A 21,114-nucleotide genomic window follows, 5' to 3' on the forward strand; every position below is an offset into this window, starting at 1 on the left:
GGGAGTCCCCGGGGCCCTTCGGCGTCGTACCGGCGTACCGGGCGTCAGCCCGCCAGCAGCGAGGTCAGCCGCCCGGCCAGCAGGTCCCAGCGCCACGAGCGCTCCACCCAGCGCCGACCGGCCTCCCCCATCCGACGGCGCAGCTCCTCGTCCCGCAGCAGCCGGACGATCCGCTCGGCCGAGGCCTCGGCCGAGCCGCCCGGCACCACGTACCCGGTCTCGCCCTCCAGCACCGCGTCCGGCGCCCCGCCGGAGTCCCCCGCGACCACCGGCAGGCCGGTCGCCGAGGCCTCCAGGTAGACGATCCCCAGGCCCTCCACGTCCAGCCCCCCGCGCCGGGTCCGGCAGGGCATCGCGAAGACGTCCCCGGCCCCGTAGTGGGCGGGCAGCTCGGCCCACGGCACCGAACCGGTGAACCGCACCGACTCCCGGACCCCCTTGGCGTCCGCCAGCTTCTCCAGATCCGCCCGGTACGGCCCGCCGCCGACGATCAGCAGCACCGCGTCCGGCACGTCGCGCAGGATCTGCGGCATCGCCTCGATCAGGGTGTCCTGGCCCTTGCGCGGCACCAGCCGGGAGACGCAGACCACCACCGGCCGGTCCGCCAGCCCCAGCCGCCGGCGCACCTCGGCGCCCCCGGAGCCGGGGTGGAAGGTCGTCTCGTCCACGCCCGGCGGCAGCTGCACCATCCGGGCCGCGGCGCGCGGCCCGACCGCGGCGGCGATCCGCGAACGGGTGTACTCGCCCAGGTAGGTGAGCACGTCGGTGCCCGCCCCGATCCGCCGCAGCAGCTGCCGGGAGCCCGGCAGCTGGGCCCAGGCGGCCTCGTGCCCGTGGGTCATGCCCAGCAGCCGCCCGGCCCCGGCCCGGCGCAGCGCGGGCGCCATCAGGCCCAGCGGGGCGGCCGCCCCGAACCAGACCGAGTCGCACTTCTCGGCGCGCAGGATCTCGGCGGCCCGCCGGGTCACCCGGGGTGTGGGAACCATCACCTTCGTGCGGTCCCGGATCACCGGGAACGGCTGCTCGGCGTCGAAGGCGCGCACCTCGGTGCCGTCCCGCCAGGTCGAGGCGTACACCACGACGCTCCCGGCGGGCTGACGGACAGCCATGTTGTGCACGAAGGCCTGGATGCCTCCCGGGCGGGGCGGGAAGTCATTGGTGACGATCAAGGTTCTGTGCATCAGGCCACGGCTCGCTCGGTCGGGGGGTGCTCGGTGTACCGCTGGGTGATCCGTACGATAGGTCAACACCATGACCCGCCGGGAACGGAACCGCGCACGGCAACCGTTTGACCCCCGGGTCAGTCCTAGTACCTAGGCCGCGGATGCGGCGGCCCGGGCGTCCGTCCGTACGACGCCTCCGGTGAGGACGTCGAGACGAACGAGGGAGCGCAGTGGAGTTGGCCCCGGCCACCGAGTCCGGTTCTTCGCGCGGCCGCCTCGGCCGCCCACTCGGGGCGCTCGCCGCCCTCGGGGCGACCTGGGTGGCCACCCGCACCGTGCTGGTGCTGCTGATGACCGGCGTGCTGAGGGCACCCGGCGGCGACGTCACCGCCGACGTCTGGATGATCTACCACGCCTGGTACGGCGTGCTGCAGACCGGCACCTTCCCGTTCGACGACGTCACCTGGCAGTACCCGCCGGGCGCCGCCCTGGTGATCCTGCTGCCGGGCCTGCTGCCCTGGTCGTACCTGACGTCGTTCTGGGTGATCTGCGGGATCGCCGACGCCGCCGCGGCCGCGCTGCTGATCCGCACCGGGCTGCGCCGGGGCCGGACCCTGACCGGCGCCTGGCTGTGGGTGGTCGCCGTACCGCTGCTCGGCCCGATGATCTACAACCGCTTCGACCTGCTGGTCACCGCGCTCGCCCTGGCCGGCCTGCTGGCACTGATCCGCCGTCCGGCGATCGGCGGGCTGCTGCTGGGCCTGGGCGGCATCGTCAAGGTCTGGCCGCTGCTGGGCCTGATCGGCACCCCGTCCGGCCGCCGCACCCGCCGCTCCTGGACGCTGGCCGCCGCCACGGCGGTCTCGGTCGGCTTCCTGCTGGCGGCCGGGATGAACGGCGCCTTCGGCTTCCTGGCCTTCCAGGGCGCCCGCGGCATCGAGGTCGAGTCGGTCGGCGCGCTGCCGCTGCACATCGCCCGGCTGGCCGGGGGCTGGGACGGCAAGGTCACCATGAACTACGGCTCCCCCGAGATGCTCGGGCCGTGGGTCAGCGTGATCAGCAAGGTGATGATGGCCGGCACCGTGCTGGGCTTCCTCTGGCTGCTGCTGTGGCGCTTCACCGCCCGTCGGCGCAACGCCGCCACCATGTACGACGCGGCGCTCTGCGCGCTGCTGATCTTCGTGGTGACCAGCCGGGTGATCAGCCCGCAGTACCTGGTCTGGCTGGTCGGCGTCGCGGCGGTCTGCCTGACCGTGCGCGGCACCAGCCAGCGGCCGGTGGCGCTGCTGGTCCTGCTCGCCTGCCCGCTCACCCTGCTCGAGTTCCCGACCATGTTCACCCAGGTCCTGAACAGCGAGCCGCTCGCGGTCGCCGTGCTGGGGCTGCGCAACCTGCTGCTGCTGACCGCCGCCGTGCTCTCCGGCATCCGGCTCTGGCGCTCCACCCGTGCCGCGACGGCCCTGGCGCCCACCGTGGTGCTGGCCGAGCCCCCGGCTCTGCCGGCCGCCTCCGCCTACCCGGTCCGCCCGGGCATCGCGTACGAGCAGGACCTGCTGGACGGCATCGACCACCCGGCCGGGCGGTAGCGGCCCGCCCCAACGGCCCGGCCCTACCGGTGCCTAGCCCTTCAAGGCCTCGACCTCGGCCAGCCAGAGCCCGGTGAACTCGGCCAGTCCGACGCCCAGTTCGGCCCGCAGCAACCGGTCCGTCCGGTGCGCCCGGTCCTCGCCCGCCCCGTCGGCCGCGCCGACCGCCCGGTAGAAGGCGACCAGCCGCTGCGCCCCGTACCGGCGGGCGATCAGCTCGCAGGCCAGCCAGGACTGCTCGTAGGCCTGGGCGATGCCGTCGGCGCCCGCGGCGAAGTCCGCGTCGGCGGGCAGCGCGGTGGGCAGCTTCCCGGCGGCGACGTCCCGGGCCAGCTCGGGGGCGATCTGCCGCGGCCGCCGGCCGGAGTCCCGGTAGGCCGTCCAGTCAGCGACGCCCTCGGAAAGCCAGAGCGGGGTCCAGGCCCGGGTGTCGGCCCGGGTCGCGACGTGGGTGGCCTCGTGGGTGACGACCACCTGGCGGCCGAAGTCGCTGAGCTTCGCGAAGGCCTCGGGGTTGATCACCACCCGGTCCGCCGGGGTGTGCCGGGGAGCGCCGGGGGCGGCCACGGTGACCGCCGCCATGCCCGTCCAGCCCGCCGGGTCGGCCTCCAGCAGCCGGGCGAACTGCTGCTCGGTGGCGGGCAGTTCCAGCAGCAGCCGGCCGGGCCAGGCGTCGCCCCAGACCGCGCTGACGGCCGGCACCGCCTTGTCCCCCACCGGGACCAGTCCGGCCGGGTCGGGCCCACCGGCCAGGCCGAGCACCAGGCAGCGGGCTCCGGCGGCGGTGCGGACGGGGCCGAGGTCCCACGGCGCCGGGGGCCCGCCGGTGCCCTCCTCGTGCTCGACCCGCCAGCCGCCCTGGTCCCGGACCAGCTCGATCCGGCGCGGGTACACCACCGGGTACTCGTCGTACCCGGCGATCCGCAGCGCCAGCTCGACGGAGGCGTCCTGCCGCTCCGGCCCGGTGGGCGGCGGGAGCACCAGGTTCCGGTACGCCGCCTCGGCCCCGGTGAGCCCCGACCAGGTGGGCAGCGAGCGCGCCCGCGCCGCCAGCAGCGCGGTGACCTCGGCCTGCCGGTCGACGGCCCGCCCGCCCGGCGGCGGGGCCACCGGGGGCAGCGAGAGCTGGACCAGCCCGCCGGCCGCCAGCAGCAGCGCGCCGCGCCGGGACAGCACCCGGCGCGCGGGGTCTATCGGATGGGGGCCGTCCGGCCCGGAGGGCGTCGCGCTCAGAGCCGGACCACTCCCGAGACCGGCATCGCGTTGACGCTCTCGTACCGGACCTTGGCGCCGGGGTACGGGGCGTGCACCATCACGCCGCCGCCGGCGTACATCCCGACGTGGTGCATGTCCCGGTAGAAGATCACCAGGTCTCCCGGCCGCGCTTCGGAGAGGCTGATCCGCTGCCCGGCGTACGCCTGGGCCTGCGAGGTCCGCGGCAGGGTCACTCCGGCCTGCCGCCAGCTGTAGTACATCAGACCGGAACAGTCGAAGGCGCGCGGCCCGGTGGATCCGTAGACGTAGGGCGAGCCGACCATCCGCACCGCGGCGGCCAGCGCCGCCGCCCCGCGCTCGGAGGCGGCCGGGGCGTTGCCGAGGTCCAGCCGGTCGGTGCCGCGGGTGGCGCGCTGCTCGGCCTCCCGGGCGTCCTGGGCGACCATCCGGTTCCGCTCGACCGCGCCCAGGCTGTTGAGCAGCTTCTGCGCCGTGGCGAGGCGCTGCTGGATCTGCTGCTTGTTGTCGGCCAGCGAGCGGCGGGCCTCGTCCAGCTCGGCGAGCTTGGCGGCGGTCTCGGTGCGGCGCTGGTCGAGCCGGCGCTGACGGGTGACCAGCTCGTGCAGGGTCTCCTGCTGGCGCTCGGCGGCCTGGCCGAGGGTGCGGGCGCGGGTGAGGTAGGCCTCCGGGTCGCTGGAGAGCATCAGCTGGGCGGTCTGGGTCATCCCGCCGCCCCGGTACTCGGCCCCGGCGACCGTGGCGAGGTCCCCGCGCAGTTCGTTGAGCTGCTCCTGGGCGGCGGCGACCTCGCCCTGGAGGATCGTGGTCTCGCCCAGCAGCCGCTTCTGCGCCTCCTGCGCGGCGTTGTACTTCTCCGAGGCCTGTTCGGCCTCGTCGTACAGCTGCTCGACCTGGGCCTTGACGTCCTTGCGGTCGGGCGCCTCCGGCCCCCCGGGGGCGGCCTGGGCGCTGCCGGCGGTCGCCACGCCCAGGGCCGTGGTGGCGGCCGCGGTCAGTACCAGCGCACGGGCGAGCAGTTGGGAACGGCGGTGCACGGGCATGGCGGCAACGGCTCCAGTCCTGCGGCGCGGCCCCGCGGCCGCGCCCCGGTGGGCGGCCGTCGAGCGGGAGTCCGGTGGCAGACGTTAGCGAGTCCGGGCAAGTGAGTCCAAACCCCTACCGACCAGAATATTTGACCCCTAATCGGACACCAGGTCGAGCCGCCGGAAAAGCCGCAGGCCCGGCCCTCCGTGACGGAGGACCGGGCCCGTGAACGCGTGGGTGGGGATCAGACCCGCACGATGGAGGTCAGCGGCATGTTGGAGACGGCCTCGTAGCGCACCGACGCACCCGGCTTGGGAGCGTGCAGCACCTGGCCGTTGCCCGCGTAGATGCCGACGTGGTGGGCGTCGCCGTAGAAGATCAGCATGTCGCCGGGCTGGGCCTGGGAGATGTCCGAGCCGATCCGGGTGCCGGCGCCGGCCTGCTCCTGCGAGGTGCGCGGCAGCGACACCCCGGCCTGGTTGAACGCCCAGACCATCAGGCCGGAGCAGTCGAAGGAGCCGGGGCCGGTGGCGCCCCAGACGTACGGGCTGCCGACCTTGGTGGCGGCGGCGGCCAGCGCGGCGGCACCGTGCGAGCTGCCCGGGGCGACCTTGACCGGCGCGGCGGTGGAGCCCGAGCCGAGGTCGCCGCGGCTGCTGTCGCGCGAGGCACGGTCCGGGGTGGCCGGCTTGGCGGCGGCGGCCTTCGCGGCGGCGTCGGCGGCGGCCTTGTCCTCGGCCGCCTTGATCGCCTGGCGCTCCTGCTCGGTCAGCGTGTTGAGCAGGTCCTGGGCGGCCTTGAGCTTGTTCTGGACCTCGTCCTTGGAGGCCTTCAGCTGCTGGGTCGTGGACTCCAGCTCGCCGAGCTTGCCCTGGGCCTCGGTGCGGTCCTGGTCCAGCTTGCGCTGCTGGTCCTGCAGCTGCTTGAGCTGGTTCTTCTGGGTGCTGCCCGCCTGGTTCAGCGCGCCGGCCTGGTTGAGGAAGTTGTCCGGGCTGGAGGACAGCATCAGCTGGACCGTCGGGGATATGCCCCCGTTGCGGTACTGCTCGCCGGCGATCTCGGCCAGGCCGCCCTGGAGGTCGGTCACCTGGGCCTGCTGCCGGGCCACCTGGTCCTGGAGGCCGGAGACCTGCTTCTCCAGCTCCTGCTGCTTCTCCTGGGCGGCGTTGTACTTCTCGGTCGCCTGCTCGGCCTGCTCGTTGAGCTGGTCGACCTGCTCCTTGACCTGGTCCTTGGTCGGCTGCGGGTCGGCGTGCGCGCCGGACTGCGCGGAGAGGGCGACGGCCGCGGCGGCGAAACCGGTCAGGATCGAGACGCGGGTGCGGCTGGCGGGCTTGGGACGACGATGGGACGCCACGAAGGCGGACTCCTTCTTCCTACCTCCGCCTACCGGGTGAGCTGACGGGTTCGGGCCGGAAGCATGCCCTACGACGCCTCACCGGCCTCACCTACGGCCGACCTGGCGCCGATTCACCCCGGAGGAACGTGTGGTTCCCCGGCTCCGCTCCGCAGCGCCCCCGACTACTGGGCTCCCCTGTCGGGCAGTCGCTTCGACCTGCCCCGCTGTTTCGCGAACTCGGCGGTAACCACCGCCGCCACCCAGGCTGGGTGATCGACTGTGCGGTGGTTCGGAGCATGACCCTAGTAACTGAACCGTGATCCGTTCAAATCCTTGTCAGAAAAAAGACGGAAGATTACCCATGTTCTTTTGTGAAAATGACTGATGGTGATCACTGCCGCACGCAAAGCTGATCGACTCTCACCGTCCGGCCCACCGGGACCGCAAACCGACGCGCCACCCCCGACCGGAGGTGGCGCGGATCACAGGGCCGGAACCGGCCCCTCGGGGAGGTGCCGGTCCGTCAGATCCGGCGGATCGTGTTGATCGACATCGCGTCGGCCTTCATCACCTTCACCACGTCACCGGTGTGCGGCGCGTGGACCACCATGCCGTTGCCGATGTACATCCCGACGTGGTGCATGTCGCCGCCGTAGATCACCAGGTCGCCCGGCTGGGCGGTGGCCAGCGTCACGGCGGTCCCGATGTGGCCCTGCTCCTGCGAGGTGCGCGGCAGCGAGACGCCGGCCTGGCCGTACGCCCAGACCATCAGGCCCGAGCAGTCGAAGGTGGAGGGCCCGGTGGCGCCCCAGACGTACGGCGAGCCCTGCTTGCTCATCGCCTTGGCCACCGCCACGGCGGCGTAGCCGCTGGCCGGCGGCAGGTTGCCGAGGTCGACCCGGTCGGCGCCGCGGGAGGCGCGGTCGTCCTGCTGCTGCTGGGCCCGGAGCGCGGCCCGGTCGGCGGCGCTGAGCGAGTTCAGCAGGTCCTGGGCGGCCTTCAACTTGGTGTTGACGTCCGCCTTGGCCTGGTTGAGGTCCTTGGTGGTGGAGTCCAGGGAGGCGAGCACGGCGGCCGCCTCGGCCTTCTCCTGGTCCAGTCGGCGCTGCTGGTCGAGCAGGCCCTTGAGCGCCTCGGTCTGGGTGGTGCTGGCCTGCTGGACGCTCGACGCCTTGTCCAGGTAGCCGGACGGGTCGGAGGAGAGCATCAGCTGGACGGACGGGTCGATGCCGCCGGTGCGGTACTGCTCGCCCGCGACCTGGGCCAGGCCCACCTGGAGCTGGCCCATCTGGTCCTGGCTGCGGGCCACCTGGTCCTGGAGCTGGTCGGCCTGCTTGCGGAGCTGGTCGGAGCGCTCCTTGGCGCCGTTGTACTTCTCGGCCGCCTGCTCCTGCTCCTGCTGGAGCTGGTCGATCTGCGCCTTGACGTCACTCTTGTTCGGCTGCGGCGCGGCATGCGCGGCGACCTGGGCGGAGAGGGCGACCGCGGTCGCAGCAGCAGCGGTGAGCACGGAGACCCGCGCGCGGCTCGGCTGCTTGGGACGGCGGTGGGAGGCCAAGGGACCGGCTCCTTCTTCCATCGGACTCACCTGATCAGGTGAGATTCCGGAAAATAGGTTTGACGCCAGACCCTAGTGAAGATCTACCCGTTTTGCCACTCCCCGAAGGCGTGAACTCCGGTTCCCCCGCTGACTTCACCGGATCCGCACACCCGCGCGGACGCCCCACTGACCTGCCGTCACCGCCCCCGGCCCCGGCTCAGGGCCGGGCCAGCCGGTTCAGCAGCAGCACCGAGGCCACCGGGCGCGCACCCGCCTTCCGCACGCCCTCGGCGACCTCCCGGTCGGTGGAGACCACCACCACCGGACGGCCCTGCGGCTCGGCCCGGACCAGACGGCGGATCAGCTCGTCCGCGGTCTCGCCGGTCCGGCTGAACCGTACCCGCACCCCGCGCGGGGGCGCCATGATGACCGGTACGTCCAGGTCCTGCCCGTCGAACACACAGGTGACCTCCGCCTGGGTGCGCTGGGCCAGCATCGCCAGCCCGCCCAGCAGCCGGATCCGCTGCTGCTCCAGCGGCAGCGCCGGATACCCGGTCTTGGTCACGTTGTAGCCGTCCACCACCAGGTGCACCTGCGGGATCGCCAGCAGCTGGTCCAGCAGCGCCGGGTCGTCCTCGGCCAGGCCGCGCCGGGCCACGTCGTGCGGCGAGGCCGCCCCCGGCACCACCGCCTCCACCAGGTCCGCCGGGCGGATCTGGGAGACCGGCAGGGCCAGTTCCCGCTGCAGGCCCTGCGCCGACTGCAGCACGGTGTCCAACAGCAGCCGCAGCCGCATGTCCTCGACGCTGCGGCCCTCCCGGGCCGAGCGGCGGCCCTGCTCGACCGCGGTCTCCAGTTCGGACACCCGGTGCCGCAGCCGTCGCGCCTCGGACTCGGCCGCGCTGCGCTCCCCGGTGGCCTGCGCCCTCGCGGCCTCCAGCTCCCCGGCCACCCGCCGGGTCTCGGCCTGCGCCCGCCGGGTGTCGCTCTCCAGCGACCGCACCTTCTTGCGCAGCGACTCGGCCTCCCGCCGGACGCCCTCGAACTCCGCGCGCTGGCGGTCCAGGTCCGCGCGCGCCGCGGCCCGCACCTCGGCCAGCTCGGCCTGGAGCTTCTCCACCAGCCGGGAGGCCTCCGCCACCGCGTCCTCGGCGCCGGCCCGCTCGGCCTCCTCGCCCGCCTCGGCGACCAGTCGGCTCCAGCCGGGCGAGCGCACCAGGTAGGCGGCGGCGGCGACGTCCATCGGATCGGCGGCGCCAGGGACGGTGCCCGACTCCAGCGCCTTCACCAGGTCCGGCTGGCCCAGCCGCAGCCGCTCCGCTATCCGCACCCGGAAGGCCGGCTCGGACTCCAGCGCCGCCGCCAGCGCGGTGGCCGCGTACTTGGCCCGCCGCGCGGGGGTGAACTTGACGTACTGACGCAGGCTCTGCGGCAGCTCCCCGGGCGGCAGCCCGCCCAGCGCGTCCGAGGCCAGCCCGACCACCCGCCGGCGCACCCCCTCGGGCAGCGGCCGGTCCAGCTTCTCGGCCGCCCGCTCGGCACCCGCGTCGGCCGGGGCCGCGCCGGGGCCCTCCGGGAGGCCGGTCTCGGACGGGACCGACTCGGCGGCCGGCTCCGGTGCCGGCGCAGCGGGCTGGAGCCCCTGCGCTTCGCCGGGCTCCCTCGCTGCGTCCACCACGTCCTCGGCTCCGATCTGGTCCAGCGGGTGCGGCCGCGGCCGCCCCTGTCGTCACGCTCCGTGCGTCTTGTCTGTATTGTCCCGTGCGGTGGACGGCGGCGTCGCGCGCCGCCCACCGCACCGGAGGGGTCAGCCCTGCGCGGCGGGGGCCTCCACGCCCTCGGCGCCGGGACGGGCCACCAGCTCGACCTGGTCCACCGCGTTGCACCAGCGGCAGCGCACCGACTCCACGGTCTCGCTGTGCACCTCGGTCTCCTCGACCCGGGATTCGCCGGCCAGGTCGAAGTGCAGGAACTCGGTCACCCGCGCGGAGCGGGTCACGTCGAAGCGGGTGAGGTTGCCGCACAGCGTGCAGCGCCAGCGCGTCTCGGCGGTCAGAGCGGGGACGGTCATCGGGGGTCCTCTCGGCTGGTCCCTGGGCGGGCTGGGCGCTCCCCCGGGGCCCCGGCGTCGGCGGCGGGAGGCGGGAATGCCCGCCCCAAGCCTATTGCCTGGGGCAACCACCAGGACCACCGGTCAGCTGAGATGACCGGAGCCCGTCCCGCCCCGCCGGACGGACCAGTAGTCCACCTGCCGTAAACCGCCGTGTCACCTGCCGCGCCCGGAGGGATGCTTGGCCGCATGGCGCTCACGGCCCCCGACCACACCGACGCGCGGGACGGCCGCCCGGCGCTGCCCGCCCCGGCGGTCACCTACGCCCTGATCGCGGTCAACACCCTGGTCTTCCTGCTCGGCCCGGCGGCCGGCCTCAACCCCCTGTACGGCACCGGCCAGGCCCGGATCTGCGCCGAGCAGCGGTACGAGCAGCGCTGGGGCGCCGTCCCCGCCGAACTGCTGACCGGCCACCCGCTGACCGCCGGGCAACTGGCCGAGGCCCCCGACCCGGTCCCCGGCTGCCCCGCCGCCCCCACCCCGGGCAAGCACCCGGCGGTGTCCGCCCTCACCGGCCTCTTCCTGCACGCCGGCTGGCTGCACCTGCTGGGCAACCTGCTCTTCCTGTACGTCTTCGGCCCGACCGTCGAACGCCGGGTCGGCCGGGCCAGGTACCTCCTCTTCTACCTGGCCGCCGGCTGCACCGCCTCGTACGGCTTCGCGCTCGCCGAGGCGCACGCGCCCGACTCCACCCGGGTCCTGATCGGCGCCTCGGGCGCGATCTCCGCCGTGCTCGGCGCCTACCTGCGCTTCCACCCGCGGGCCCGGGTGACCACCCTCGTCCCGCTGCTCCTCTTCCTCCCGCTGCGCTTCCCGGCCTGGCTGGTGCTCGGCCTCTGGTTCGCCCTGCAGTGGTGGTCGGTGCACTCGGCCGGGCCCGGGGTGGCCTACCTGGTGCACGTGATCGGCTTCTCGGCGGGCTTCCTGTACGCCTGCACCGTGGTCGGCCACCCCCCGAGACGCCCCGGCTGAGGCCCGATACGCTGGCCGCACCCCATCAAGGAGCCCGAACTGTGATCACCGCCATCGTCCTGATCAAGACCAGTGTCGACCGGATCCCCGAGATCGCCGAGGCCATCGCCGCGATCGAGGGCGTCAGCGAGGTGTACTCGGTGACCGGCGGATACGACCTGGTGGCGATGGTCCGGGTGCGCCGCCACGACGACCTGGCCGAGGTCATCCCGGGCCGGCTCAACAAGGTCCCGGGAGTGGCCCACACCGAGACCCAGATCGCCTTCCGCACCTACTCCCAGCACGACCTGGAAGCGGCCTTCGCCCTCGGCCTGGACGAGTAGGACTCAGCCCGCGCGACGCGTGTCGACGACGCAACGGCCGCCCTCGTTGCGGTAGTTCCACGCCGCGCCGTCCGTGACCAGCTCGCGGACCGCGGCCAGGAAGCGCTCGACGTGCTCGTCCGGGGTGCCGGCCCCGAAGCTCACCCGGATCGCGTTCAGGCTGCGCTCACCGGGCAGCGAGGGCTCGGGCGCCCCGCACTCGGAGGGCGCCGACTCCTCGTCCCCGAGCAGGGTGCGCACCAGCGGGTGCGCGCAGAACAGTCCGTCGCGCACGCCGATGCCGTACTCGGCGGACAGCGCGGCCGAGAAGTGCGAGCTGTTCCAGCCGCGGACGACGAAGGACAGCACGCCCACCCTGGCCGAGCCGGCCCCGAACAGGTTCAGCACCCGGACCTCGGGGATCTCCGCCAGCCCCGCCGTCAACCGCTCGACCAGCTCCCGCTCCCGGGCCTCCAGCGCGTCGAAGCCGGCCTCGGTGAGCGCCCGACAGGCCGAGGCGATCGCGTAGGCGCCGATGACGTTCGGCGAGCCGGCCTCGTGCCGGGCCGGGCCGGTGTGCCACTGCACCGCCACCGAGCCGTCCAGCTCCCGGGCCACCGTCCGGGTCGCCCCGCCGCCGGCCAGGTAGGGCTCGGCCGCGTCCAGCCAGTCGGAGCGCCCGGCCAGCACCCCGGCGCCGAACGGCGCGTACAGCTTGTGGCCGGAGAAGGCGATCCAGTCGACGTCCAGCCCGCGCACCGAGACCCGGTGGTGCGGGGCCAGCTGGGCGGCGTCCAGCACCACCCGGGCGCCGTACCGGTGCGCGGTCTCGGTCAGTTCGGCGACCGGCCACAGCTCGCCGGTCACGTTGGAGGCACCGGTGACGCACAGCAGCTTCGGGCCCTCCGGCGCCGCGGCCAGCGCCTCCTCCAGCGCGGCCACCGCCTCGGCCCGCGAGCGCGGCGCCCGCAGGTAGCCGACCTCCAGCCCGGCGTGGGCCCACGGCAGCAGCGAGGCGTGGTGCTCGGTCTCGAAGGCGAACACCCGGGTGCCGGCCGGGACGGCGGCGGCCAGCAGGTTGAGCGAGTCGGTGGTGGCGCGGGTGAAGACCACCTGGTCGCCCTCGCGCAGGTCGAGGAACTCGGCGACGGTCCGGCGGCTCTGCTCGAACAGGTCGGTGGACAGCTGCGAGAGGTACCCGGCGCCGCGGTGGACGCTGCCGTAGTAGGGGGCGTAGGCGGCGACGTCGTCCCACACCCGCTGGAGCGCCGGCGCGCTGGCCGCGTAGTCGAGCGCCGCGTAGCCGACCTTCTCACCGCTGGCGAGCGGGACCTCGACGTCGTGGCCGAGGACGGCGAGCGGGGCGGTGGTTCCGAGGGAGAGGGACATGAGGATGCACTCCTTCACGGGTAAGGGACCCCGGGAGTGCTGATCGTCCGGTGTCCGCGCTTGTCGCGCGGACGGCTTGTCCGGCGACCCGGTCCTCACCCAGGGCACCCCGCCACGGACGGAGGGTTGCCGGACAGCCAGCTGGGGCTTGACGCTGTCACTCATGACCTGGCGAAGACTCTAGGTCGGGTACGTCGGACGGTCAAACAGGCATCCACCATCCGGACAGCACTCTCGGCGCGCAGCCGAAGGGCCCGTGTCGACGAACCGACACGGGCCCTCAACTACCGCCTCAGATCCGGCTGGTGGCCTCCGACCAGCGCCGCAGCAGGTCCTGCGCCCGGCCGGAGTCGATCGCCTCGGCCGCCCGCACCATGCCCGCCGCGAGCTGCTCCGCCAGCGGGGCGTCGCCCAGGTCCAGCGCGACCAGCGCCGCCGCCGTGTTCAGCAGGACGGCGTCCCGCACCGGCCCGCGCTCCCCGGCCAGCAGCCGGCGGGCGACCTCGGCGTTGTACGCGGCGTCGGCCCCGCGCAGCGCCTCGATGCCGACCAGCTCGATGCCGACGTCCCGCGGATCGAACGTGGTCTCGGTGACCGCGCCGTCGCGCACCACCCAGACCCGCGAGGTGGTGGTGATGGTCAGCTCGTCCAGCCCGTCGTCGCCGCGGAAGACCAGCGCGGTCGCCCCGCGCCGGGCGAGCACCCCGGCGATCAGCCCGGCCAGCCGGGTGTCGAAGCAGCCGATCGCGTGCGAGGTGACCTTCGCCGGGTTGGTCAGCGGGCCGAGGATGTTGAAGGCGGTGGGCACCCCGAGGTCACGCCGCGCGGTGGCGGCGTGCCGCATCGAGGGGTGGAACTTCGCCGCGAAGCAGAAGGTGAGCCCGACCTCCTCGGCCACCTGGGCCACCCGCCGGGAGGAGAGGTCCAGCGCCACCCCGAGCTTCTCCAGCACGTCCGAGGAGCCGCTGGACGAGGAGGCCGCCCGGTTGCCGTGCTTGACCACCTTGGCCCCGGCCGCCGCGGCGACGATCGCCGACATGGTCGAGATGTTGACGGTCTTCGCCCGGTCCCCGCCGGTGCCGACGATGTCCACCGCCGGGCCGGGGATGTCCAGCGGCTCGGCGTGGTCGTACATGGCGTCCACCAGGCCGGCGATCTCGTCGACCGTCTCGCCCTTGGCCCGCAGCGCCACCATGAACCCGGCCACCTGGACGGGGGACGCCTCGCCGCTCATGATCCGGTCCATCGCCCACGCGGTGGACGAGCGGTCGAGGTCCTCCCCCTTCAACAGGGCCGCCAGCAGGTCCGGCCAGGTGCGGACCACCTGCGCGGGGTCGGTACCACCGTTCGCAGGGTTCACGTTCACCATGGCTGACTCCAGCTGTTGTCGGTTCCCCCGCACCGGGGGACGTCCGTACGGATGGAGCCAGCCTATCGAGCGGCGGGGCGCCCACGGCGCCGTCGTCTCCAGTACTGAGACGGCACCGCTCAACGCGCGGCCGGGGCCCGCTTCGCCAGCCGGGCCCGCAGCAGGGTGGCGACCGCCTCGGCCAGCGCCACCGGTTCGACCGGGTGGGAGATCGCGGCATCGGCCCGGCTCCAGGCGGCGAGCCAGGAGTCCTGCGGCCGGCCGATCAGCACCAGCACCGGCGGGCACCCGTAGATCTCGTCCTTGAGCTGGCGCCCGAGGCCGAGGCCGCCGGCCGGCACCGCCTCGCCGTCCAGCACGCAGAGGTCGACGCCACCCTTCTCCAACGCCTTGAGCACCGCGGGGGTGGTCGCGCATTCGAGGTAGGACAGCTCCGGAAGATCCTCGGCGGGGCGACGGCCGAGCGCCGTCAGCACCTGCTCGCGGGTGTTGCGGTCGTCGCTGTAGACGAGGACGGTGAGCGTCTCGTCGGTCGTGTACGCCATGGACCCTGCTCCCTCAAGTGTGATCCGGACCACGTTCACCTGATCCGGATGCTACTCCCGTTTCCCCCGTCGCCGGTCCCCCTCGCGCACGTTCCCCCTCAAGCCGCCGCGCCCGTGGCTCACCCGCTCGGAGGACGGCCCGTCACCCGGACCCTCCCGGTCCACCCGGACGGCCGATGCGGCATCCCGTCCCCTTACGGCAGGACACTGGGCCGACCGTGCAACGACGCGCCGGGCAACGGGGTCGCGGGCCCCTCCGAGGAACCGTCAGAAAAGGGACACGCCGCTGCTCAGCCTCCGTCCGGACCCCCCGTCGCCCTTCAAGGGGGCATACCGCACGCACCGGACACTCCGAGGGACACCCCCCGACGTGAAGACGGAATAAGGGACCGACATAATGTCCGTCGTGGCGACAGCAACAGCAACAGAAACCGGGCACGCGCACGGATCGGTCAATCGACCGAACATGGTCAGCGTCGGAACGATCGTCTGGCTCAGTTCCGAGCTGATGTTCTTCGCGGCCCTCTTCGCGATGTACTTCACGCTCCGCTCCGTCAAGGGAGCCGAGTTCTGGGCCGAGAAGGCGCACGCCCTCAACGTGACGTTCTCCTCGGTCAACACCACGATCCTGGTGCTCTCCTCGCTCACCTGCCAGCTCGGCGTGTTCGCCGCCGAGCGCGGTGACGTGAAGAAGCTCCGCGGGTGGTTTGCCCTCACGTTCTTCATGGGCGCGATCTTCATCGGCGGCCAGGTCTACGAGTACACCGAGCTGGTCAAGAACGACGGCCTCTCGCTGTCCTCGGACCCGTACGGCACGGTGTTCTACCTGACCACCGGCTTCCACGGTCTGCACGTGACGGGCGGTCTGATCGCCTTCCTGCTGGTCCTGGGACGGACGTACGCAGCCAAGCGCTTCACGCACGAGCAGGCCACCGCCGCGATCGTCGTGTCCTACTACTGGCACTTCGTCGACGTCGTGTGGATCGGCCTGTTCGCGACCATCTACCTGATCAAGTAACCAGCTGATCAGGTCGCTGGCCACCGGCAGCGGCCCCCGCCCTCACCGGCGACGGGCCGCTTCTGCCGGTGCCGACGCTCCCACCGACCGACCGCGCGCGCAGCCTTGGACAGGCAACCTCGTGCCGGCCAGACCGGCCGCCGGGTGCACCCACCAGTCGACCAGATCCTGACACCGGGGTTATTCCGTGAAAAAGCTCTCCGCACGACGGCGCCACCCATTGGCGGCGCTGGTCGTCCTACTTCTCGCCCTGGCGGCAACCGGGGGGCTGTACGCCGCGTTCGCGCCCGCCGACAAGGCGCAGGCCGACGTCGCCGCGCAGTCGCTCGCGATCGATGAGGGCAAGAAGCTCTTCGCCGTGGGCTGCTCCTCCTGCCACGGCCTGAACGGCCAGGGCGGCAGCGACGGTCCGAGCCTGGTCGGCGTGGGCTCCGCCGCTGTCGACTTCCAGGTCGGCACCGGTCGCATGCCGGCCCAGCAGCCCGGTGCCCAGGTGCCGCGCAAGAAGGCCATCTACAGCCAGAGCGAGATCGACCAGCTCGCCGCGTTCGTCCAGTCCCTCGGCCCCGGCCCGATCACGCCGGACGCGAAGCAGTACACCTCGACCGACCCGGACGACATCTCCAAGGGTGGCGAGCTGTTCCGCACCAACTGCGCCCAGTGCCACAACTTCGCCGGCCAGGGCGGTGCCCTGACGAAGGGCAAGTACGCCCCGTCGCTGGAGGGCGTGGACGCCAAGCACATCTACGAGGCCATGCAGACCGGCCCGCAGAACATGCCGTCGTTCCCGGACAGCACCATGCCCGAGGAGCAGAAGAAGCAGATCGTGGCCTTCGTCCGCCACACCACCAACGATGAGCCCAACCCCGGCGGTCTCACCCTGGGCAGCCTCGGTCCGGTGACCGAGGGTCTGTTCGGCTGGATCTTCGGCCTCGGCACGCTCATCGCGGTCGCGATCTGGGTCGCCGCCCACACCACCAAGGCCAAGAAGTCATGAGCCACGACATGTCAGAAGAGAAGCTCCCGGAGCCGCACGGCTCCGCCGGCGAGGTGGCCGACCACGGCAACCCGTTCGCCGACCCGGGCCTGCCGGCCCACGAGCCCCGTCGCACCGACATCGACGAGCAGGCCGCCAAGCGGGCCGAGCGTCAGGTCTCGCTGATGTTCGTGGTCTCGATGCTCGCGACGATCGGCTTCATCGCCTCGTACGTGGCCATCGACCCGGACAAGATCGTCTACATCTTCCCGCTGGGCCACGTCAGCGCGCTGAACTTCGCGCTCGGCCTGACCCTGGGCGTCGCGCTGTTCATGATCGGCGCGGGCGCGGTCCACTGGGCCCGCACCCTGATGTCGGACGTCGAGCTGCCGGCCGAGCGTCACCCGATCGAGGCCGACGACGAGGTCCGCAACGACGTCATCGAGCAGTTCAAGACCGGTGCCGCCGAGTCCGGCTTCGGCCGCCGCAAGATGATCCGCAACACCCTCATCGGGTCGATGGCGCTGGTCCCGCTCTCCGGCGTGGTCCTGCTCCGTGACCTGGGCCCGCTGCCGGAGAAGAAGCTCCAGGAGACGGGCTGGAAGGAGGCCACCCCGGCCAAGCCGCTGCAGCTCGTCAACATGAGCACCATGCAGCCGATGAAGCCCGAGGACCTCGTGATCGGCTCGCTGACCTTCGCGATGCCGGAGGGGCTCACCACCCACGACGAGGACTTCCAGCAGCGCATCGCCAAGGACGCCCTGATGCTGGTGCGCATCGCGCCGGAGGACATCAAGGACGACAAGTCCAAGGAGCTGGGCTTCGAGGGCATCCTCGCCTACTCCAAGATCTGCACCCACGTCGGCTGCCCGATCAGCCTGTACGAGCAGCAGACCCACCACGCGCTCTGCCCCTGCCACCAGTCGACCTTCGACCTGGCGGACGGCGCGCGCGTCATCTTCGGCCCGGCCGGCCACCCGCTGCCGCAGCTGAAGATCACCACTGACGACAAGGGCAACCTGATCGCCACCGGCGACTTCGAGAAGCCTGTCGGCCCGAGCTTCTGGGAGCGTGCTCGATGAGTAGCGCGAGCAGCACCAAGACCGGTGCCGCCAAGCCCTCCAGCACGCGCGCGAACCCCGCCAACAAGTGGGAGTCCGCGGCTGACTGGACGGACGGCCGGCTGGGGATCTACTCCCTCGCCAAGGCCAACCTGCGCAAGATCTTCCCGGACCACTGGTCCTTCATGCTGGGCGAGATCTGCCTCTACACCTTCGTCATCATCATCCTGACCGGTGTCTACCTGACGCTGTTCTTCAAGCCGTCGATGGCCGAGGTCGTCTACAACGGCTCGTACGTGCCGCTCAAGGGCATCGGGATGTCCGAGGCGTACGCCTCGACGGTGGACATCAGCTTCGAGATCCGCGGCGGTCTGCTGATCCGCCAGATCCACCACTGGGCCGCCCTGGTCTTCGTGGCCGCGATGCTCGTGCACATGATGCGCGTGTTCTTCACGGGCGCGTTCCGCAAGCCCCGCGAGATCAACTGGGTCTTCGGCTTCCTGCTGCTGGTCCTCGGCATGTTCGACGGCTTCTTCGGCTACTCGCTGCCGGACGACCTGCTGTCGGGCACCGGTATCCGCTTCATGGAAGGCGCGATCCTCGCGGTCCCGCTGGTCGGCACCTACATCCAGATGTTCCTGTTCGGGGGCGAGTTCCCCGGCCACGACATCGTGCCGCGGTTCTTCACCATCCACGTCCTGCTGATCCCGGGCATCATGCTCGGCCTGCTGGTCGCGCACCTGATCCTGGTCTTCTACCACAAGCACACCCAGTGGGCGGGCCCGGGCAAGACCGAGAAGAACGTCGTCGGCATGCCGCTGATGCCGGTCTACATGGCCAAGGCCGGTGGCTTCTTCTTCCTGGTCTTCGGCATCATCGCCGCCATCTCGGCGATCGCCACGATCAACCCGATCTGGGCGTACGGCCCGTACCGTCCGGACCAGGTGTCGACCGACGCCCAGCCCGACTGGTACATGGGCTTCTCCGAGGGTCTGATCCGCGTCATGCCGGGCTGGGAGATCAGCCTGTGGGGCCACACCCTGAACCTGGGTGTCTTCGTCCCGCTGATGATCTTCCCGCTGGTCCTGGTCGCGATCGCGGTCTACCCGTTCATCGAGGGCTGGATCACCGGCGACAAGCGCGAGCACCACATCCTGGACCGCCCGCGCAACGCCCCGGTCCGCACCGCCCTGGGTGCCGCCTGGATCAGCCTGTACCTGGTGCTGCTGGTCGGTGGTGGCAACGACCTGTTCGCCACCCACCTGCACCTGTCGATCAACTCGATCACCTACTTCGTGCGCGCCGGCTTCTTCCTGGTGCCGGTCATCACCTTCATCGTCACCAAGCGCTGGTGCCTCGGCCTCCAGCGCCGCGACAAGGAGAAGGTGCTGCACGGCCGCGAGACCGGCGTCATCAAGCGCCTGCCGCACGGTGAGTTCATCGAGGTGCACGCCCAGCTGCCCGCGAAGGACCTGCACACCCTCACGGCGCACGAGCAGAACCAGCCGGTCGAGCTGCCGGCCCAGACGGACGAGAACGGCGTGGCCCGCAAGGCCGGCGCCCTCACCCGCACCCGGGCCAAGCTCTCCCGCGGCTTCTACGGCGAGGGCAGCCAGATCCCCAAGCCCACCGCCGAGGAGCACCACGAGATCACCAGCGGCCACGGCCACCACTGATCCCGTACGCGCCCGCGTCATCCCGAGGGCCGCTGACCAGAGTTCATCTGGTCGGCGGCCCTCGGGCTTTGCCCTCATCCGCCAGCCCCGCACCCGCCGCGCCCCAGGAGCCACCCGTGCAGCTGTCCGTCGACCCCGCCGCCGCCACTCCCCCGTACGAGCAGATCCGCGCCCAGATCGCCGAGCGGGCCCGCTCCGGCGCGCTGCCGACCGGACTGCGGCTGCCCACCGTCCGGGCCCTGGCCGAGGAGCTGGGGCTGGCCGCCGGAACGGTCGCCCGGGCCTACAAGGAGCTGGAGGCGGACGGCGTGGTGGAGACCCACGGCCGGCGCGGCACCCTGATCGCGGCCACCGGGGACGCCGCCCACCGGCTGGGCGCCGAGGCCGCCGCCGAGTACGCCGAACGCGCGAGCCGGCTGGGCCTGTCCCACCCGGACGCCCTGGCCGCCGTGGTCACCGCGCTGGGCCTGGCCTACCCCGAGGCCTGAGGGCCCGCCCGAGCCACCGGGCGGGCCCAGGAGGCGCCTTAGACCTCGGGCCGCATCATCCCCGCGGCGGGGGCCTGGCCGGCCGGGACGGTGGTGCTGAGGGGCTGTCCGAGGGCGCTGTGCTTGACCCAGTCCGTCCAGGAGACGTTCCAGTCCCCGAAGCCGTTGCCGAAGGGCTCCATGGTGGCGCCGCGGCTGTTCACCACCGTCACCAGGTCCCCCACCCGGGTGTTGTCGTAGAACCACTTGGCGTTGTCGGTGCTCATCCCGGTACAGCCGTGGCTGACGTTCTCGTAGCCCTGCGAGCCGACCGACCAGGGCGCCGCGTGGACGTACTCGCCGCTCCAGGTCACCCGGGTGGCCCACAGCACGTCGAGGTCGTAGGCCTCGGAGCTGCCGGCCGCTATGCCGATCGTCTCGCCGTTCATCCGGACGGAGCGCTCCTGGCCGAGCACCACCTTGATGCCGTTGCGGGTGTCGAAGCCGGGCTTGCCGGTGGTGACCGGGACGGTCCGGACCGCCTCGCCGTCACGCTTGAGGGTGAGTTCGTGGGCGGCCGCGTCGATCACCGACTCGACCCGCTCGCCGATCCGCAGCCGCAGCGCGCTGCGGTCGCCGCCGTAGAGGCCGTCCGAGATCCGGCTGCCGGTGCCGTCGAAGGCCAGCGAGACGGTCGTGCCGGTCGGCCAGTAGTCCTCCGGACGGAAGTGCAGGTTCTTGTCGTCCACCCAGTACCAGGCGCCGGTGACAGCCGGCTGGGAGGCCACGGTCAGCGCCCGTTCGACCTCCTGGCGGGCCTGGGGGTCCTTCACCGCCTCGGAGAGCTGCACGGTGAGCGGCTGGCCCACCCCGTAGACGCCGCTGCCCGAGGAGTCCGGGCCGAGCTTGGCGGTGAGCAGGCGCTGGGCGGCCAGGGTGGAGAAGTTCTGGGTGGTGTCGCCGCGCCCGTTCCGGCCGTCGTCGGCGGAGATCCGCACGGCGTACGCGGTGTTCGCCTTCAACCGGCCGGTGGTCTGCCAGCTGTGCTGGTCGTCGGCGAGCCTGCCCTCCACCACCCGGCCGTCCGGGCCGACCACGGTGACGTCGGTGAGCCGGCTGCCCGCCACCGCGGTGACGGTGACCGGCTTGGAGGGGTCGACCTTGCCCTCGGCCGAGAGGTGGACGAGGGGGCCCGCGTCGATCCGGTGCGGCCCGACGGCCTCGTCCCCGCCGGACGAGCAGGCGGCCAGCGGCGCCAGTACTGCCAGGGCCAGCGAGATGCTGCCGATGCCTGCGATTCCGCGCCTGTCGGCCATGACCGCCTCCGAGGGGTTCGCACGAT

General features: G+C 72.6%; 19 protein-coding genes and 2 riboswitches. Of the genes, 8 read left to right on the forward strand and 11 right to left on the reverse strand.

The window, feature by feature from the left end; translation table 11 throughout:
• Positions 1-44 precede the first annotated feature (44 nt).
• Positions 45-1,181 carry a glycosyltransferase family 4 protein gene (locus ACZ58X_RS21815; protein WP_470335261.1) on the reverse strand — a complete coding sequence of 379 codons (1,137 nt, stop codon included), beginning with the start codon at positions 1,179-1,181 and terminating at the stop codon, positions 45-47.
• 212 nt (positions 1,182-1,393) lie between these two features.
• Here ACZ58X_RS21815 and ACZ58X_RS21820 point away from each other — a divergent pair, with 212 nt between their 5' ends.
• Positions 1,394-2,749, forward strand: coding sequence for a glycosyltransferase 87 family protein (locus ACZ58X_RS21820; protein WP_470335262.1), 1,356 nt, complete (start codon positions 1,394-1,396; stop codon positions 2,747-2,749).
• Positions 2,750-2,782: 33 nt separating this feature from the next.
• Here the strand turns inward: ACZ58X_RS21820 and ACZ58X_RS21825 are convergent, their stop codons facing one another.
• The 6 genes from ACZ58X_RS21825 to ACZ58X_RS21850 all read right to left on the reverse strand — a co-directional run bounded on the left by ACZ58X_RS21825 (position 2,783) and on the right by ACZ58X_RS21850 (position 9,958).
• Positions 2,783-3,925, reverse strand: a complete 1,143-nt coding sequence (locus ACZ58X_RS21825) for a hypothetical protein (protein WP_470335263.1) — start codon at positions 3,923-3,925, stop codon at positions 2,783-2,785.
• A 53-nt stretch (positions 3,926-3,978) separates the two neighbouring features.
• A complete protein-coding gene (locus ACZ58X_RS21830) occupies positions 3,979-5,025 on the reverse strand; it encodes a C40 family peptidase (protein ID WP_470335264.1) in 1,047 nt (348 codons plus the stop codon).
• A gap of 227 nt (positions 5,026-5,252) precedes the next feature.
• Entirely contained in the window at positions 5,253-6,365 is a 1,113-nt protein-coding gene (locus ACZ58X_RS21835; RefSeq protein WP_470335265.1) for an NlpC/P60 family protein, read from the reverse strand.
• Positions 6,366-6,376: 11 nt separating this feature from the next.
• Positions 6,377-6,532, reverse strand: a riboswitch (cyclic di-AMP (ydaO/yuaA leader).
• A gap of 338 nt (positions 6,533-6,870) precedes the next feature.
• Positions 6,871-7,905 carry a C40 family peptidase gene (locus ACZ58X_RS21840; RefSeq protein WP_470335266.1) on the reverse strand — a complete coding sequence of 345 codons (1,035 nt, stop codon included), beginning with the start codon at positions 7,903-7,905 and terminating at the stop codon, positions 6,871-6,873.
• Between the two features lie 199 nt (positions 7,906-8,104).
• Entirely contained in the window at positions 8,105-9,406 is a 1,302-nt protein-coding gene (locus ACZ58X_RS21845) for an NYN domain-containing protein (RefSeq protein WP_470335313.1), read from the reverse strand.
• Positions 9,407-9,694: 288 nt separating this feature from the next.
• Positions 9,695-9,958, reverse strand: a complete 264-nt coding sequence (locus tag ACZ58X_RS21850; RefSeq protein WP_470335267.1) for a hypothetical protein — start codon at positions 9,956-9,958, stop codon at positions 9,695-9,697.
• 228 nt (positions 9,959-10,186) lie between these two features.
• Here ACZ58X_RS21850 and ACZ58X_RS21855 point away from each other — a divergent pair, with 228 nt between their 5' ends.
• Positions 10,187-10,969 carry a rhomboid family intramembrane serine protease gene (locus ACZ58X_RS21855; RefSeq protein WP_470335268.1) on the forward strand — a complete coding sequence of 261 codons (783 nt, stop codon included), beginning with the start codon at positions 10,187-10,189 and terminating at the stop codon, positions 10,967-10,969.
• 41 nt (positions 10,970-11,010) lie between these two features.
• The gene (locus tag ACZ58X_RS21860) at positions 11,011-11,292 is read left to right on the forward strand and encodes an Lrp/AsnC ligand binding domain-containing protein (protein WP_030240061.1); all 282 of its coding nucleotides are present in this window, start codon (positions 11,011-11,013) and stop codon (positions 11,290-11,292) included.
• 3 nt (positions 11,293-11,295) lie between these two features.
• Here the strand turns inward: ACZ58X_RS21860 and ACZ58X_RS21865 are convergent, their stop codons facing one another.
• The 3 genes from ACZ58X_RS21865 to ACZ58X_RS21875 all read right to left on the reverse strand — a co-directional run bounded on the left by ACZ58X_RS21865 (position 11,296) and on the right by ACZ58X_RS21875 (position 14,574).
• Positions 11,296-12,660: an aminotransferase class V-fold PLP-dependent enzyme gene (locus ACZ58X_RS21865; RefSeq protein ID WP_470335269.1), complete on the reverse strand. Its 1,365-nt coding sequence runs from the start codon at positions 12,658-12,660 to the stop codon at positions 11,296-11,298.
• 51 nt (positions 12,661-12,711) lie between these two features.
• Positions 12,712-12,829, reverse strand: a riboswitch (SAM riboswitch).
• A gap of 123 nt (positions 12,830-12,952) precedes the next feature.
• A complete protein-coding gene (gene trpD, locus ACZ58X_RS21870) occupies positions 12,953-14,029 on the reverse strand; it encodes an anthranilate phosphoribosyltransferase (RefSeq protein WP_470335270.1) in 1,077 nt (358 codons plus the stop codon).
• A 119-nt stretch (positions 14,030-14,148) separates the two neighbouring features.
• On the reverse strand, positions 14,149-14,574 hold the full coding sequence (locus ACZ58X_RS21875) for a response regulator (protein ID WP_402223459.1): 426 nt from the start codon (positions 14,572-14,574) through the stop codon (positions 14,149-14,151).
• A 397-nt stretch (positions 14,575-14,971) separates the two neighbouring features.
• Here ACZ58X_RS21875 and ctaE point away from each other — a divergent pair, with 397 nt between their 5' ends.
• The 5 genes from ctaE (at position 14,972) to ACZ58X_RS21900 (ending at position 19,793) form a co-directional block, all read left to right on the forward strand.
• A complete protein-coding gene (gene ctaE, locus ACZ58X_RS21880; protein WP_360227907.1) occupies positions 14,972-15,592 on the forward strand; it encodes an aa3-type cytochrome oxidase subunit III in 621 nt (206 codons plus the stop codon).
• A 187-nt stretch (positions 15,593-15,779) separates the two neighbouring features.
• Positions 15,780-16,589: a cytochrome bc1 complex diheme cytochrome c subunit gene (gene qcrC / locus ACZ58X_RS21885; RefSeq protein ID WP_470335271.1), complete on the forward strand. Its 810-nt coding sequence runs from the start codon at positions 15,780-15,782 to the stop codon at positions 16,587-16,589.
• An 8-nt stretch (positions 16,590-16,597) separates the two neighbouring features.
• The gene (gene qcrA, locus ACZ58X_RS21890) at positions 16,598-17,650 is read left to right on the forward strand and encodes a cytochrome bc1 complex Rieske iron-sulfur subunit (RefSeq protein WP_470335272.1); all 1,053 of its coding nucleotides are present in this window, start codon (positions 16,598-16,600) and stop codon (positions 17,648-17,650) included.
• Positions 17,647-19,305: a cytochrome bc1 complex cytochrome b subunit gene (gene qcrB, locus ACZ58X_RS21895; RefSeq protein WP_470335273.1), complete on the forward strand. Its 1,659-nt coding sequence runs from the start codon at positions 17,647-17,649 to the stop codon at positions 19,303-19,305. Before qcrA ends, qcrB begins: the two co-directional genes overlap by 4 nt.
• Before the next feature lie 116 nt (positions 19,306-19,421).
• A complete protein-coding gene (locus ACZ58X_RS21900) occupies positions 19,422-19,793 on the forward strand; it encodes a GntR family transcriptional regulator (protein ID WP_470335274.1) in 372 nt (123 codons plus the stop codon).
• A 38-nt stretch (positions 19,794-19,831) separates the two neighbouring features.
• Here ACZ58X_RS21900 and ACZ58X_RS21905 read toward each other — a convergent pair whose 3' ends face one another.
• A complete protein-coding gene (locus tag ACZ58X_RS21905; RefSeq protein ID WP_470335275.1) occupies positions 19,832-21,088 on the reverse strand; it encodes a L,D-transpeptidase in 1,257 nt (418 codons plus the stop codon).
• Between the last annotated feature and the right edge of the window lie 26 nt (positions 21,089-21,114).

Source organism: Kitasatospora sp. NPDC040550 (assembly GCF_055594965.1).

Bases quoted from the DNA above. Each gene is read 5' to 3' on its own strand.
- qcrB (WP_470335273.1), top strand. From the start codon at position 17,647: ATGAGTAGCGCGAGCAGCACCAAGACCGGTGCCGCCAAGCCCTCCAGC.
- ACZ58X_RS21815 (WP_470335261.1), bottom strand. From the start codon at position 1,181: ATGCACAGAACCTTGATCGTCACCAATGACTTCCCGCCCCGCCCGGGA.
- trpD (WP_470335270.1), bottom strand. From the start codon at position 14,029: ATGGTGAACGTGAACCCTGCGAACGGTGGTACCGACCCCGCGCAGGTG.
- ACZ58X_RS21855 (WP_470335268.1), top strand. From the start codon at position 10,187: ATGGCGCTCACGGCCCCCGACCACACCGACGCGCGGGACGGCCGCCCG.
- ACZ58X_RS21875 (WP_402223459.1), bottom strand. From the start codon at position 14,574: ATGGCGTACACGACCGACGAGACGCTCACCGTCCTCGTCTACAGCGAC.
- ACZ58X_RS21905 (WP_470335275.1), bottom strand. From the start codon at position 21,088: ATGGCCGACAGGCGCGGAATCGCAGGCATCGGCAGCATCTCGCTGGCC.
- ACZ58X_RS21865 (WP_470335269.1), bottom strand. From the start codon at position 12,660: ATGTCCCTCTCCCTCGGAACCACCGCCCCGCTCGCCGTCCTCGGCCAC.
- ACZ58X_RS21830 (WP_470335264.1), bottom strand. From the start codon at position 5,025: ATGCCCGTGCACCGCCGTTCCCAACTGCTCGCCCGTGCGCTGGTACTG.
- ACZ58X_RS21850 (WP_470335267.1), bottom strand. From the start codon at position 9,958: ATGACCGTCCCCGCTCTGACCGCCGAGACGCGCTGGCGCTGCACGCTG.
- ctaE (WP_360227907.1), top strand. From the start codon at position 14,972: ATGTCCGTCGTGGCGACAGCAACAGCAACAGAAACCGGGCACGCGCAC.
- qcrA (WP_470335272.1), top strand. From the start codon at position 16,598: ATGTCAGAAGAGAAGCTCCCGGAGCCGCACGGCTCCGCCGGCGAGGTG.